The 14,994-nt window shown below is 33.8% G+C and carries 11 protein-coding genes; 4 read left to right on the forward strand and 7 right to left on the reverse strand.

The window, feature by feature from the left end; all coding sequences use genetic code 11:
• Positions 1-5 precede the first annotated feature (5 nt).
• Genes ccsA through hemH form a run of 3 tightly spaced genes read right to left on the reverse strand, consistent with a single transcriptional unit; the run spans position 6 to position 4,321 of the window.
• The gene (ccsA, locus tag CCY99_RS02675) at positions 6-2,780 is read right to left on the reverse strand and encodes a cytochrome c biogenesis protein CcsA (RefSeq protein WP_112059873.1); all 2,775 of its coding nucleotides are present in this window, start codon (positions 2,778-2,780) and stop codon (positions 6-8) included.
• A gap of 1 nt (position 2,781) precedes the next feature.
• On the reverse strand, positions 2,782-3,360 hold the full coding sequence (locus tag CCY99_RS02680) for a thioredoxin fold domain-containing protein (protein ID WP_112059874.1): 579 nt from the start codon (positions 3,358-3,360) through the stop codon (positions 2,782-2,784).
• Positions 3,347-4,321 carry a ferrochelatase gene (hemH, locus tag CCY99_RS02685; protein WP_258443148.1) on the reverse strand — a complete coding sequence of 325 codons (975 nt, stop codon included), beginning with the start codon at positions 4,319-4,321 and terminating at the stop codon, positions 3,347-3,349. The genes CCY99_RS02680 and hemH overlap by 14 nt, the downstream gene beginning before the upstream one ends.
• Before the next feature lie 205 nt (positions 4,322-4,526).
• Here hemH and CCY99_RS02690 point away from each other — a divergent pair, with 205 nt between their 5' ends.
• Positions 4,527-4,919, forward strand: a complete 393-nt coding sequence (locus CCY99_RS02690; RefSeq protein ID WP_112059875.1) for a hypothetical protein — start codon at positions 4,527-4,529, stop codon at positions 4,917-4,919.
• A 9-nt stretch (positions 4,920-4,928) separates the two neighbouring features.
• Positions 4,929-5,636, forward strand: a complete 708-nt coding sequence (locus CCY99_RS02695; RefSeq protein ID WP_112059876.1) for an RsmE family RNA methyltransferase — start codon at positions 4,929-4,931, stop codon at positions 5,634-5,636.
• A gap of 294 nt (positions 5,637-5,930) precedes the next feature.
• Here CCY99_RS02695 and CCY99_RS02700 read toward each other — a convergent pair whose 3' ends face one another.
• Entirely contained in the window at positions 5,931-6,665 is a 735-nt protein-coding gene (locus CCY99_RS02700) for a hypothetical protein (protein WP_146744922.1), read from the reverse strand.
• A 781-nt stretch (positions 6,666-7,446) separates the two neighbouring features.
• On the reverse strand, positions 7,447-8,607 hold the full coding sequence (gene metK / locus CCY99_RS02705) for a methionine adenosyltransferase (RefSeq protein WP_112059878.1): 1,161 nt from the start codon (positions 8,605-8,607) through the stop codon (positions 7,447-7,449).
• Between the two features lie 182 nt (positions 8,608-8,789).
• Here metK and CCY99_RS02710 point away from each other — a divergent pair, with 182 nt between their 5' ends.
• The gene (locus tag CCY99_RS02710; RefSeq protein WP_112059879.1) at positions 8,790-9,386 is read left to right on the forward strand and encodes a peroxiredoxin; all 597 of its coding nucleotides are present in this window, start codon (positions 8,790-8,792) and stop codon (positions 9,384-9,386) included.
• A gap of 131 nt (positions 9,387-9,517) precedes the next feature.
• Here the strand turns inward: CCY99_RS02710 and CCY99_RS02715 are convergent, their stop codons facing one another.
• Both CCY99_RS02715 and CCY99_RS02720 read right to left on the reverse strand, forming a co-directional pair.
• Positions 9,518-10,543: a S1-like domain-containing RNA-binding protein gene (locus tag CCY99_RS02715; RefSeq protein ID WP_112059880.1), complete on the reverse strand. Its 1,026-nt coding sequence runs from the start codon at positions 10,541-10,543 to the stop codon at positions 9,518-9,520.
• A gap of 5 nt (positions 10,544-10,548) precedes the next feature.
• The gene (locus tag CCY99_RS02720; RefSeq protein WP_112059881.1) at positions 10,549-11,439 is read right to left on the reverse strand and encodes a metal-dependent hydrolase; all 891 of its coding nucleotides are present in this window, start codon (positions 11,437-11,439) and stop codon (positions 10,549-10,551) included.
• Positions 11,440-11,648: 209 nt separating this feature from the next.
• Here CCY99_RS02720 and CCY99_RS02725 point away from each other — a divergent pair, with 209 nt between their 5' ends.
• Positions 11,649-14,972, forward strand: coding sequence for an autotransporter outer membrane beta-barrel domain-containing protein (locus CCY99_RS02725; protein ID WP_112059882.1), 3,324 nt, complete (start codon positions 11,649-11,651; stop codon positions 14,970-14,972).
• The last annotated feature ends 22 nt before the right edge of the window (positions 14,973-14,994 follow it).

The following is a 14,994-nucleotide window of genomic DNA, read 5'->3' on the forward strand; positions in this document are numbered from 1 at the left end:
TCCTTTTAGATTTTTATATATTCCATATTCCTTTTAAAAAATGCTACTACTATAAGCAAGATTACGCCTACGACCATAACATATAAAAATGTAGGTATAGGAAGTGGGTCTCCAGCTGCATATGAATGAAGTCCGGATAAATAATAATTCACCCCAAAATAAGTCATCAAAACACTGAAGAATCCTACCACACTACTACTTGCAAATATATATTGTAGATTTTTCTTAAATATAAATCTCAAGTGTAAAATGATAGCATAAACTCCAATCGTTACTAAAGACCAAGTTTCTTTTGGGTCCCAACCCCAATATCTACCCCAAGATTCATTTGCCCATATACCACCAAGAAAGTTACCAACACAAAGCAATACTAAACCAAGAATCATCGACATCTCATTTATCGCTGTAATGGAATTAATAGTGGAATCTATTTTTTCATTTTTATTATTTCTAATGATTATTAATATCAATGTAATTATTCCAAGTAAAAAGCATAATCCTAAAAATCCATAACTTGCCGTAATAACTGACACATGGATATTTAGCCAATATGATTTTAAAACTGGCACGAGATTGCCAATTTGTGGGTCCATAAAGCCAAGATTCGCAACAAAAAGCGAGATTCCAGCTAAAAACATTGATGTTGAAATAGCTAAATATGATTTTCTAAAAAATACCACCCCAGCGATTCCAGATGTAAATGCAATATAAAGCATAGATTCATAGGCATTACTCCAAGGTGCGTGTCCAGAAACATACCATCTTAGAATCAACGCTATAAGATGTAAAAGCACAATAAAGGCGGATATAAAATATAGGAATTTAAGCACTTTTAAAAGTTTTGCATTATGTTTAAAAATACAAATAAACACAATGATAAACATAATAAGCCCAACAAAAATATAAGGCAAAATGAGTTGTTTAAATAAATTTGTATGGTTTAAAAATATCTCTGCTTTTAGCTTATCCTCACTTAGATAAATATCTGGATTGCTGTATTCTTTTTGATAGTTTTTAATATCTTGTAATGCTTTTGTTGCTTGCTCCCAATTATTATCAAGAAGCCCTTCATCAAAACCACTAAAATAGTTCTGTAACATAGTTTGAACTTTTATAGATATAGCATCGCTACCAAAGGTCATAATATCTATAGGAGAAAGCCACATTTCACCATTATTTGGAATTGGAAATATTTTCAAAAATTGTGCTGTAAAGATTCCATAAGCGATATTTACCCTCTCATCGACATTTAATAAATCCTTATCAAATGTCCCTCTATCGGCTGGTTTTTTTCTATTTGCTTCCTCTACATAGTTTGTTAGCTTGTATTCCCCCTCTTGAGTGAATAAATCATTAAATGAAATGTAATCTTCATTTACATCAACACCGATAATTTCTCGCAATTGTGGCGTGGAGATTTTTATCACTTTTATACTTCGCCATTCATTAGCATATAAAATCATTCCTAAAATAACTTGTGTATTTGATAATCCTAAAAAATTATCTTTCTTAGTCATTTTATGCACTAATTCCCCTGCTAATGTATCGACAGGCTTAATTCTTCCGCCATAATCTTGAACTTGTAATTCCCCAAATAATCTTGCTTGTTCCTTGCTATTATCTCTTAATAATTGCAATGTTTTGAGTATATTTTCTTGGGGAATATCATTGAGAGTGGATTCTGTATTAGATTCTGGAATCTGCTCTGTAGCATATAAAGGAGCATTCGCTAATAATAAAGCTAGGAGTATAAAGCTATATATGCTTTGAGATTTTAGGAATCTCCCAAGTTTTCTAAAACGACCTGATTTTGCAAATATAACCCAAATAGAACCTACAATTAATAAAAAATATCCAAAATAAGTAGGTAGTTTTCCGGGGTCATTATTTACACTTAGTATTGTGCCTTTTTCATCTTCATCATAAGATGATTGGAAGAATCTAAATCCACGATAATCAAGCGTATGATTCATATAAATATCATATGGCATTTCAATATTTTTCTCTTCATCAATTAATGTTACCTTTGCTTCATACGAAGATGGGGACATCGAACCCGGATATCTATCTAAAATAAAATCATTAAGGTATAAACTAAAAGGTAGATGAACCATTCTTGGACCCCAATTTAAAATAACTTTTGCACCATTCAAATCCACAACACTATCTTGTGCATTGCTACTACCACCAATTAATGTTAGCGGATATTCCATATCATTATACAAAATAACACCATTTAGTATGGAGGTAGTATCTGTTTTTATATCATTCATTTTATCGATACTATTTGATTTTATTACAAAATATTTATCTCCAAATATCACTTTTTCATTAAGCTTTTTTGAAGTGGCATAATTGATATTTGTAGGAATATATAGATTATATTTTTTATCTCCATCAACAACAAGTATATTTAAGGAGTTTTCTAAGCTTGTATAAGATGATGAACTCTCCCCTTCTCTAATATGCATTATTCCCTCTTCGCCAAAAAATCGTGTAACCCCCGCACCAATTATTATCACAATAAAAGAAAGATGTAATACAAAAGATGCATATTTTTTCTGTTGAAGTAATTTATAGCGAATAATAACACCGACCAAACACACTAAAATCCACAAATGTAGGATATTAAAAAACCAAGTATTATAAATCAATGCTTTTGCGGTATTTGTCCCATAATCATTCTCAATAAATGTAGCAACACCAATCAAAATAGCATATATAATCATAAGTGGAACTGCCGCATATAGCGACGCAAATAATGTTTTTAGCAATTTCATATTAACCCTTAAGATTCTGTATTTTTTTGTCAATTTCTACATAATTACCCATTGAAGAATCCTTTTGCGTTACATTTATAATTAAATCTTTAAGCTGTGGGGTAAATCCGGGATACATATATTTAACATTCCCATCTTTAGATAGAAAGATAATTGCTGGAGTGGAGTTTATACCAAAAATACTAGCAAAATCATTTGTTTTTATATGCGATGTTTTGCTACCAAAATCAATATTATGTGTCTTTGTATAGCTTGTATTTATATAGTATGGATTAAAATTGTCTTTTATTATTTGTTTTAAATTTGCATCATTTTTAATAGTATCCTTAAGCATATCGCAATACTTACAATTATTTTTACCAAAAACAATCAACACATCTTTATCAAATGCTACATCTTTTGTATCCAAAAATAAATCTGCCAATTCCGCATAACTTGCTTTATCTAGATTCTGCTCTATTTCCCTAGCTTCTTCGTCCATAATTGCCCCGCTTGAAATAAGACTAGAATCTATCTTATCATCACTACAAGCGATAAAAAATAATGATAATGTTAGAGCTAAAATATTAAATTTTTGCATCTTTTATATCCTTTTTTGTTGAATTTATTAGATTAATGATTGCCTTAGCAAATGTGGTGGAGTAGTTTGGACATTTGCAAACAACATATTCTTTTATGCCAAGATTCTGTGCTAGATGTCGATTTTCTATCTCAAGCTCATAATCTGTTTCGGAATTATCAATGCTAAATGCAAGTGGATAAATCATAATATTACTATCTTTGTATTTTTTTATCATATCAGCAGTAGATGGCTCAAGCCATTTAACAGGACCAATCTTGGATTGATAAGTAATGATAATTTTTTTAAAATAGATATTTTGGAATTCTAGTGCCTCTTTTAGGGCTTTTGCACTTTGCTCTATCTCATTTTTATATGGGTCGCCTAAATCAATCATTCTTTTTGGAATAGAATGTGCGGATAAAAACAATATAAAATCACCGAAATTCTTATTTGTTTCTTTGATTTTCTCAATGCAAGATTCTATAAAACCGCTATCAGTTGGGTAGTTTTCTACAATTTTTATCTCTGGATTATAATCCAATTCTTTTAATGCGCGTAGAAAATCCCTAACAGAAGATAAAGTCGTCGTATTTGAATATTGCGGATACATAGAAAAAAGTGTAATTTTATTAATATTTTTATTTTTTAATTCCATCGCCACAGAATCGCTAAACGGAGGCGTATAACGCATAGCATAAGTGTAGAATCTAGTAGAATCCAATGCTTGTAATTGCTTTGTTAGCTTAAATGTAAGCTCAACTAGGGGCGATTTTGAGCCAATATGTTTATAATTACTTTTTGCAGATTCTAATCTTGAATTTGCAATCATATTAGCGACCATTTTACGCATAAATGGGCTTTTAATCGTTAAAATAAGCGGGTCATTAAACATATTTTTTAAAAAAAGCTCAACCTCAAAAAGATTATTTGGACCACCCATATTAAGCAAAACTACAGCTTCATTTTGTTTATCTACCAACTCATTACCTTAATTAAGATTTTAAATAAAAAAAATAATAATATAATAAAAATTCTTATATAAAGGAAAAATCACCTATGAATCTAAAATTATTTAAGATATTAATTAGGATTATTTCATAAATATATTAGTATTTTGTTAATCAAAAATAATAAATCGGGCATTTTAGTTACAATACCAATTATTTATTTCTAAAGGCTATCATTTGGAAGCATTAGCATTGCAACACGCAATATTATTTCACAAATTTATCGGTTGGATTCTAGCTATTATCATTTTGATAAATCTAATTTCATTATTTATATTTAAAGATTTCTCCAAGATACACAAAATAATGTGGTTTTTAACACCGCTATTTTTTGGCTTTTTGGGAGTGGCTGGACTTAGCGGGATTAGTGTCTTAGCTATGATGAAATTTAATATGACAATGATTGTTTATGTTATGATTTTAGTAAATATATTGATTATTGCCACAGAGATTTATAGGATTAAAAAACTCCGTTATACACGCAAAAATAAGCATTTCCAAAATAAATACATAAGCATATCAAAGATATTATATATACTTTATTTCATTTGTATTTTATTTATTATCTAAGGAAAAAAATTGCAATTTATTTATCATAAAAACTGCGGAGATAAAAGCATTATCTTAGATAAAAATGCAATGCATCATATTTTTAATGTTAGGCGAGAAAAACATAATATTGGCGATGTATTAAGATTCGCAAATCTAGTAGATTCTAGAATCTATTATTATAAAATAGTCAATAAAGGCAAAAAAGAAACATTATTAGAATATGTAGATTCTAGTATCATCAAGCACAAATCCCCCAAAACACATATCATTCAAGCAATAGTTGATATGAATGAGTTTAGCAAAATACTACCATCGTTAAATGAGCTTTTTGTCCAAAAAATTACATTTTTTTATAGTGATTTTAGTCAAAAAAATCAAAAAGTAAATATGGATAGATTGATAAAAATTATAATTAATTCTTGCGAACAATGCGGAAGAATGGATTTAATGGATATAGAAATTCTTCCAAACTTGGATATGGTATTAGAAAATTATAAAAATGCCATAGCCCTCGATTTTAATGGTGAAAATAGTAATTTAACATTATTTGATAGTTTTATAATAGGAGCAGAGGGCGGATTCAGTCAAAGGGAAAAGATTTTATTAGCCAATAAAACTTTTAGTATTGATTATCCATTAGTTTTACGCTCAATTACAGCGTCGTTATTTATAGCATCTAATAAGATTCTAAGATGTTCTAACAATCAAGATTCCAAAAATTCAACGATTTTTTAAGAATCTAATAGATTTTAAATAGCCAAAAGTAAAATTAGAAATGGTGGTGGAGTTATTTGGCTAAAGATTTGAGATTTTATGCCATAAGATATTGCATTAAATTTGAAAGAATCTAAACTTAAAAAATCCGCAAAGATTCTGCGGGATTTTTAAGAATCTAGATTCTGCGAGTTTTGGGGAGATTGTAAGTTTTTGGGATTCTGTAAGTTTTGTAAGTTTTGATAGATTTGCATATGATTTCGTTGTGTAGATTCGCCAATTATGATTACGATATTTAGGATAGTAGCGTTGTTTTCAGCTATATACTGCTGCCCCCCCCCTATTTGCTAATTGCTCTTTTATAAAGGAATCTAGCTCATTATTTAGCTTTGCATACTGCTCCAAATAAGCTTTTGTATCTTTAAGTGCGAGAGTGGTGGCACAGCTAAGCCTCCCAAAAGAAGTAGTATTTAGTGCAAAACAAACCTCATCTCTCTTAATGCTATAACCCATACTCGCCAAAAAATACCCAAAGCAAAGCACAAGCGTAGCAATCACGCCAAAATTTCTATCAATCTTTAGCCTAAAATTAAATGCTTTAAAATAAATCGCACTTAAAAGTATAAAAATGCCATAGATTAAAGCCAAATTTTTAGTCATATAAAAGCCCAGAAACTCGCTAGATTCAGCCATATTTGTCTGTAAAGCCACCTCAATAAAATCTTGGCGGATTAAAGAGCTAAAAGAAAAAATCAAAAATAACTCTATGATTAAAATCATCGCGGAAAGTCCAGCAAGAGCGTATTTACAAAGATTCTTAAATTTTGAGAATCTAGGCGGGATTTTAAAGATTCCATAAAAAATAATAAAAAATATCGCCATATTTAAGCCTAGAGTAAGAGCCATTTTCGCACCAAATTTTAATAAGCTAGAATTCCCCATAATTCCCAAATGCAAGGCAAATCCAGCAGTGCAAACCACCACGCAATAAAGATAAAATTTATCTAAAATAATGGATTGATTTTTTAATGTTGTTACTAATTTATTCAAATCTTCTCCTTTTTTAAAATCTAAGATTCTAGTATTTTTTAAATAAGTATTAGCTGTTATTTTAAAGGCAAGGGAACTTGAATGATGATTTGCCAAAGGTGAAACAAAGTTTCCTTGAAAGCGTAGCTTCCTTGAAAATAAGCGGAGCGAAATTTCTAGTAAAAGCGAATCGCTCTCCCATACCTATTGCAATCCCCTAAAGCGAAGTTTCTAGTAAAATAAGGCTTTAGCCAATTTCCTTATCAACCCTATGACGATTTGTTAGTGCTACGCACAGAATCTAATTAAGCTAAAGATTGCTCCACAATTTTTAAAATAGATTCTAAACTATTTCTCACCCTTGCGTATGCGAAGCGAAGTTTCCTTGCCAAAATCAAGTAGTAAGGGAGTAGAAGTGCCTCCTACTCGATTTTTACCAAACTTAGACTAATACCTCGTTTTGCTAGAAAAAGAACTGCTTAGAGGCATAAACTAAGGAAATAGATTCGCTTGAAATAAAATTTTTGTGAAGCTTTCAAGGTTTTTTGAATAGATTAAACATTCGGCTTATGTTTTAATCTATTCCTACTCGCTACCTCTTTTTGGTGCTTCACGCTGAATCTAATTAATCTAAAAATTGCTCCACTATTTTTAAAATCTTATGTGAGACATTAGCCTCACACTTTAAAAAAGCGATGGATAGGACAAAATAAAACCAATTAGGATTTTAAAGAATCTAAAAAATATTAGTTTCTTCGCTTTTTTTGTCCCCAAAATTGCAAATTTTTAAGGCTTAATTAACCTACTTAATCTTTAAAAAGTCTCTAATCGCCTCAACTTTATCTGTTTTTTCCCAGCTAAATTCCGCTAATTCTCGCCCAAAATGCCCGTAACTAGCAGTCTTTCGATAAATCGGTCGAAGTAAATCAAGCGATTCGATAATACCTTTTGGCGTTAGCCTAAAATTGGCTCTAACGCATTTTTCGATTTGTTCGCTGCTAAATTTTGAAGTGCCGTGCGTGTTTATAAGAATAGAAACTGGCTCAACCACGCCAATTGCATATGAAATCTGCACGGTTACTTTTTTAGCCACTTTTGCGGCGACTAGATTTTTAGCGATATATCTTGCGATGTATGCACCGCTTCTATCGACCTTGCTAGGGTCTTTCCCGCTGAATGCTCCGCCTCCATGCGGACAGCTTCCGCCATAGGTATCCACGATGATTTTTCGCCCAGTTAGCCCCGCGTCGCCTTGTGGACCGCCGATTACAAACTTCCCAGTTGGGTTTATGTGGTATTTGATATTGTCTTGCAAGTATTTTTGCGGTATGACTTTTTGCACGATTTCTTCGATTACAGCGTCTTTTAGGTGGTTATACTTCACATCTGGGGAGTGTTGCGTGGAGATTACAATCGTATCGATATAAATTGGCTTGTCGTCCTCGTATTTTATCGTTACTTGCGACTTACCATCTGGGCGTAAAAATGGCAAACTCCCATCTTTCCTAGCAGCTGCTAAGCCCTCTGTTAGGCGGTGAGCTAAGAAAATTGGCAGTGGCATTAGCGTTTCTGTCTCCTCACACGCATAGCCAAACATAAGCCCTTGGTCGCCCGCACCAATCTCTCCATCTTCCCTATCTACGCCTTGATTTATATCCGGGCTCTGCTCTCCAATGCCATTTAAAATCCCAGCACTACGATAGTCAAAGCCATATAATGCGTCTGTATAGCCTATCTCGCGGATTACCTCCCGTGCGATGTCTTGCATAGGCACATACGCGGTTGTCTTTAGCTCTCCAGCAATCACCCCAAAGCCATTTGATAGTAGCGTTTCACACGCCACTCTAGCCTTTTTATCTTTTTGTATTATATAGTCCAAAATCGCATCGCTGATTTGGTCTGCCATTTTATCCGGATGCCCTTCGGTAACAGATTCTGAAGTAAATAAAAACTCATTTTTCATAAATTCACCTTGTATTTTAAATTTTTAAAAGTCCAAAATTTTAACATTAATTTATTAAATTTGTTTTAATTTGCCCTAATTTATCTTGGATTTTAAAGAATTTTAATATTTCAAGTTGTATAATCCGTTTTCTAACTTTAAACTTTAGAGTTAAAATAATAAAAATTACAAGGAGATAAAAAATGTTAGTTACAAAACAAGCCCCAAATTTTACTGCTGAGGCGGTAACTGCGGACGGGCAGTTTAATGATAATTTCGAGTTATACAGCAATATTGGTAAAAATGGTGCGATTTTATTTTTCTGGCCAAAGGATTTTACATTCGTTTGTCCATCTGAAATCATCGCATTTGACAATAGAATCAAGGAATTTAACGATAGAGGGATTAACCTAATTGGCGTTTCTGTGGATTCTAAAGAAGTGCATTTTGCTTGGAGAAACACAGATGTGAAAAATGGCGGAATTGGAGCTGTGAAGTTCCCAATCGTATCAGATATTACAAAGTCGATTTCTAGGGATTATGATGTGCTTTTTGGCGGAGCTGTGGCGTTAAGAGGGACTTTCCTAATCGATAGAAATAAAGTCATTCGCCACGCAACAATCAATGATTTACCACTTGGACGAAATGTCGATGAGACGCTAAGAATGGTAGATGCGCTTCTTTTCTTTGAAGAAAATGGCGAAGTTTGCCCTGCTGGTTGGCATAAAGGCGATAAAGGTATGAAAGCAGACGCAAAAGGCGTAGCAGAATATCTCGCCCAAAATGCGGATAAATTATAATTTATAAAATTCTTAATGGAGATTCTTAAAAGATTTTAATCTTAGAATCTCTTTTAGAACCTGCTTTATTACTGATTTTATTTAGATTTTACATAATTCATCTAGAATCCAAATTTAGATTTTATTTATAATTATTTCTTTCTTGTATTCTTCACTTTTATAAAGCTATTTAGATTCTTATCAAATGCGATTTTGTCCTCTTTTACCAGTGAGCTTGCGGCGATTTTAAAAGACTTTTTACTAGTATTTAGCATAGCCCTCACTTCATCACTATTTAGTGTAAAGCTTAGCTTTTTACCAGCTTCCAATGCCTCTAAAATTAGCGTTTTTACATTTTTCGTATCTCGCCTAAGTCCCAAATCTAGCTTGCCATCGCTTCGGATTTTTTTCACAATGCCTTTGATATTCTCGCCAATTGCGATGTTTTGATTGATGTCGTTATTGTGGATAATGCCGAAAAACTTCCCATTTACAACGCAATTCAAACCAATATCCGTTTTCATAAATGGCAAAATATTTACGAGCTGAAAATCTTTGGAATCCGCGTTTTTGGAATCCAAATCCTTAGAATCCAACCGCTTAGAATCCGCCGAATCTAATCGCCCAGAATCTGCCCTTTTATGATTCTTAGAAACCTTATAATCCCTAGAATCTCGCACTTTAGAATCCGCCGAATCTATATTTTTAAAGTTTTTAGAATCCCTAGAATCTCCGCCAATTTTCCCAAAAGATTCCGCACTCGCCGCACTCAAGTAATCCGCTAGATTCTGCCTTGCAATAAGGCGATTTTGCCTATCTAGCGTAATCTTAACTACGACTTTCTGCCCCACTTTAAATCGCTTTGGATTTTTGCTAGGCATAAAAATATCCTTTGGAATCCCCATATCCAAATAGATTCCATTACTTGCGATATCTGCGACTTCAAGGGCGACTATATCCCCAAGTAACGCCTTTGGCATATCGGTAATAGCGATTATCCTATCTTCGCTATCCGTGTAGATAAACGCCCATACAAGGCTATTTAGCTCCATTTCGTCAGCGATATAGCGATTTGGTAGCAAGACTTCAAAGTCGCTCTTAGAATCCGCTCTTTTGGATTCTGTGTCGATTAAATACGCCCCATTTGGGCTAAATCTGGCAATTTTCAAAAACTGCATTTGTCCTACTTTGATAATAAACCCCCTAAATTTGTTAATATATTTTCTAAATTCATCACTAAATCTCCCACGCTAGAAGCCAATCCAGCAGATTCTAATCCCAAAAATGCGATAAGTGGGATAAAAATGCCATATAAAATTCCTTTTTCGACCGCCCCACCAGTTCTAAATCGTAAAAATCTCGGCAATAAAACTGCTTTTTTGCTAGAGAGCGGGAAAAAATAATATGGGATTCCGCTGATTGTCATCATATCGCCGACTTGGTGCATTAAAATTCCAAATGCAAAGGCAAAAACGCAAAGCCCCAAAACTTGACTATAAAATAATACCACAACTCCGCACATCGCCACCAAAATGCCGAAAATCAAAAAGTGTGTAAATCCGCGATGTGAAAAGCTAAGGCTAACTAAATGCGAGATTATGGGGAGCTTTCGTCCTATAAAGCTTCGTGGCTCGTCAATATCGGGGAACACAGAGCCTAAAATCACAAATGGCAAGAGAAATAAAAAGCCGAGATTTGCGGAGATTGTGGTGGCTGCGGAAGTGGCGGAATCTTTTAAAATTGTGGAATCTATGGCGTTTGTGGTGTTTATATCGTTTGCGGAAGCGACAGAATCTAGGGCGAATCTAGCGGAATCTATATCGTTTGCGGAATCTTTCATATTTTTAGCAGAATCCGCCACATTCAAAGTAAAATCCGCCACAGAATCCACCCCATTTTTAGTAGAATCCAAAGCAGAATCCACCACGCCCAAATCCACCAAATCCAAATTTTTCAATACTTCAACAGAATTCGAATCTAAAATCCCCCCAAGATTCACACCCAAAAACCCCAAGAGACTATTTACTCCCACAGCTCCAAGTAGCCCCAAGCACATATGCGATTTTGCTAACATTTCCACGCTTTATATTAATTTTCGAGCATTATAATTTATTTGCATTGGAAATCTCTAGTGTTACTTGCATTTCTGCTCCTTTTATTTAAAATTCTACACTAAATTACATATTTTTTAAATAAAGCTTAAATTTATATATTTGCGAATGCCCCCAATAAAATCTTAAATTTGTGTTACAATTTAGCATTTTAATTTACAAAGGCTTTTTCATGTCGTATTTTTCTAAAATCTACAATTTGCATTTTTCTAACGCTTTAGCCAAAAACCCTTTAGCCAAGCCACAAAATGGGGGGGGGGGGGGGAATCTAACTAATTTCCCTAAACTAGCGAAAAATCTAAATAGATTTCCTAAACTAGCAGAGAATCTTAAAGGATTCTCCAACCTAAAGCAGAATCTAGGCAGATTCCACAATCTCACAAGATTCCATAAATTCGCAAGATTCTTAATAGTTCCACTTTTCGCCCTAGCCCTTTCTATCCAACTCCACGCGACAGACCTAAATATCAATACTCCACAGACTACAGAGCAAAGGATAAGCACATCATACAATAATGTAAATATAAATGCGGATATAACCACCGCAGTAACATTATACGGCATTCTAATTGATGGAGCCACGACCACGATTGGAGCATTAAATAACAATGCCACGATTAGTGCAGGAATCGGCATTCAAAATTGGGGCAACGCGATTATTGGCACACTAAACAACTCCGGCACGATTAGCGGAATGGTGAGCATTCACAATCACAGCACGATAACTACACTAAATAACAGCGGAAAAATCACAAATGGTATTGAGAATTCAAATGTAGGAACGATAGGCACACTAACCAACACTGACACGGGAACCATAGATGAAATAGAAAGCATTGGCACAATCTCCACGCTAGACAACCAAGGCGAGATAACCACGCTAGACAACCACAACAATATAGCCACACTAAGCAACTCCGGCACAATCACAACGCTAAATAATCTAAGCACTTATGCTCTTGGGACTATAGCGGATTTTACCAATAGTGGGACAATAAAGACTCTAAACAATAAAGGCACAATCGGTGGAGTAGGAAGCGTAGGGTTTGTGAATAATGGCACAATAACTACGCTAGATAACTCCGGAACAATTAGCGGAGGAGCGAATGCTGGTATTGCAAATGCCACCACCGGCACAATTGAATCATTAACCAACACTAGCACGGGAACCATAGATGAAATAGAAAATGTAGGCACAATCGGTAGCTTAAACAACCAAGGCGAGATAACCACAATAGAAAATCGCGGCAATATAGCCACTAATCTAAGCAATAAAGGCTTAATTACCACATTAAGCAACCAAAGCAATATCACAAAAATAGAGAATTTCAGCACAATCAGTGCACTAAATAACTTAAGCACTGGAAATATAGCATTGTTTGATAATGAAGGAACACTAAATAATCTAAACAATCAAGGAACGATTTCTCTATTAAACAACCCATATGGTGGAAATATCATAACACTAGATAGTTCCAACAAAATCGATAGGCTAAACAATCAAGGCACGATAACCACGCTAACTAACACAAACACTGGAAATATAACATCATATTTTTATAATAACGGAACAGTTAACACTCTAAACAATCAAGGCTCAATTAACGCGCTAGAGAACTTAAAGGCTGGAAATATATCAAATCTTAATAATGACGGAGGAACGATAGCCACTCTAACTAACTCCGGCGCAATCACTCTATTACAGAACTCATTTAGTAGTAGCACTATAACAACGCTAACCAACTCCGGCACAATCGCAACAGTGGACAACACTGGCACAATCGCCACGCTAAACAACCTAAGCGATGGGACTATCACAAGATTTCAAAATCATGGCGATTATGCTACAATCGCCAACCTAAACAACCAAGGCAGAATCTCCATGAGCCGAGACCCAAGTTATGGCGGAATCGCCCATATCTATAATATAGGCGCAACTGCAACTATAAACATCTCAAACTACCACCTAGATATCACTAAAACCGCAAATGATTTTAATGCATTTAATGGCTACACTGGTGTTATTGATGATATATCACATTTAGTTATAAACGATAATTACTCAAGTGCTGGAAATGGCATAAAACTCTTAGATTCTAACTCCAAGATTCTCATATCTATTGGCGGAGATTTCGAGCTAAATAAAGACTATCTTTTAAGTAAACTAATTGTAAATAATGATGGCAGTGTGTATGATATAGTGTATAGTAATAATGTAAGCGTTAGTGATTTATACTCCCACTTAGAACTACTAGATTCCACTTATGAGCTACAAAGGGGAAGTGTAGCAGATAGCTTTAGAATCGTAGTAAAAGGTGCAAACCAATCTCAAGGAATCCAAGCAAATATAGGTAGCATAAGTCTTAAATCAAATATCTCAAATGTGAATCTCCTAAGCCAACATATAGGACATAATGTATTTAAAAATACATATCGTGGAGCAAGTCTAAAAAATGCCTTTTCCACTAGCTCCCAAGAGCAAAGAATCCAAGTCCTAGCACTAAATAGCATAAATAAACAAGTCCTAGGCAATCACCCAGTAAAAATCCAAGATAATCAATGTAGCCTAATGTATCATAATAATACTGCTAAAAATACCACAGAGCTAGATACTAGCATTAGTGGTGAAAATATTGTAATTGATAGGATTAATGGTAGTTGTAATCTTGCAAATACTAATGAATCTAATATGCAATATTTACATAACTATCACTTTTTCTTTACTCCATTTATTACACACTCTATAATCAATGCAAATAATGTAAGTGGATTAAGCTATGGATTTGTTAGTGGGTTTAATGCAAAGCTTGGAGATTCTCACACACTTGGAACTCATATAGGCTTTAGCTATGGGAATCTAAAAGGTTCAAATACAAATGAATCTATAGAATCTACGAATCTAAATGCACTTTTAGGGCTTCATTATAAGCTTGATTTGGTTTATAAAATGTATGTGAAAGCCCTAATCGACGCAGTTTTCATAAATAATAATGCAAATTATGTAATCTCAAATAATGTGAATAAAGCAGATTCTAACTCACTTGGTTATAACCTAAATATAGCATTTGGAAAAGACTTTGATTTTGAATCTGCTGGAATCTTTGGAGTTGAACTTGGATTAAATTCACTTGGATTAAATTCAAGCGACACAATAATTGGCTCACAAACTTTTAAAGCTCAATTCACAAATCTAATCTATGCAGATTTAGGGATAAATTATAATATTAATTTTGATAATGGCATTGGGCTAGATTCCACACTTGGGATAAAATACTTGCTAAATAATCCAACTGGAAATATTCAAATTTCAAATGGTGGAATTCAGTCTTACACCCAATCTTACAATTTGGGAGCAGACAAACTCATAGCTTACTTTGGACTTGGAGTAAACTATCAAGTTAATTCAAATATAGAACTAGGCTTAAACTATCTAGGAAACTTTGGCGATGAATCTATACAGAATAGCGGATTTTTTAATGTTAAATTGGGGTGGTAGAACTGATTTAAACTTAGGCACA

It is taken from the genome of Helicobacter sp. 16-1353 (assembly GCF_003288815.1).
Taxonomy (GTDB): domain Bacteria; phylum Campylobacterota; class Campylobacteria; order Campylobacterales; family Helicobacteraceae; genus NHYM01.

Coding starts and splice junctions, on each gene's coding strand:
- ccsA (WP_112059873.1), bottom strand. CDS start 2,780: ATGAAATTGCTAAAAACATTATTTGCGTCGCTATATGCGGCAGTTCCA.
- CCY99_RS02680 (WP_112059874.1), bottom strand. CDS start 3,360: ATGCAAAAATTTAATATTTTAGCTCTAACATTATCATTATTTTTTATC.
- metK (WP_112059878.1), bottom strand. CDS start 8,607: ATGAAAAATGAGTTTTTATTTACTTCAGAATCTGTTACCGAAGGGCAT.
- CCY99_RS02710 (WP_112059879.1), top strand. CDS start 8,790: ATGTTAGTTACAAAACAAGCCCCAAATTTTACTGCTGAGGCGGTAACT.
- CCY99_RS02715 (WP_112059880.1), bottom strand. CDS start 10,543: ATGCAGTTTTTGAAAATTGCCAGATTTAGCCCAAATGGGGCGTATTTA.
- CCY99_RS02720 (WP_112059881.1), bottom strand. CDS start 11,439: ATGTTAGCAAAATCGCATATGTGCTTGGGGCTACTTGGAGCTGTGGGA.
- CCY99_RS02725 (WP_112059882.1), top strand. CDS start 11,649: ATGTCGTATTTTTCTAAAATCTACAATTTGCATTTTTCTAACGCTTTA.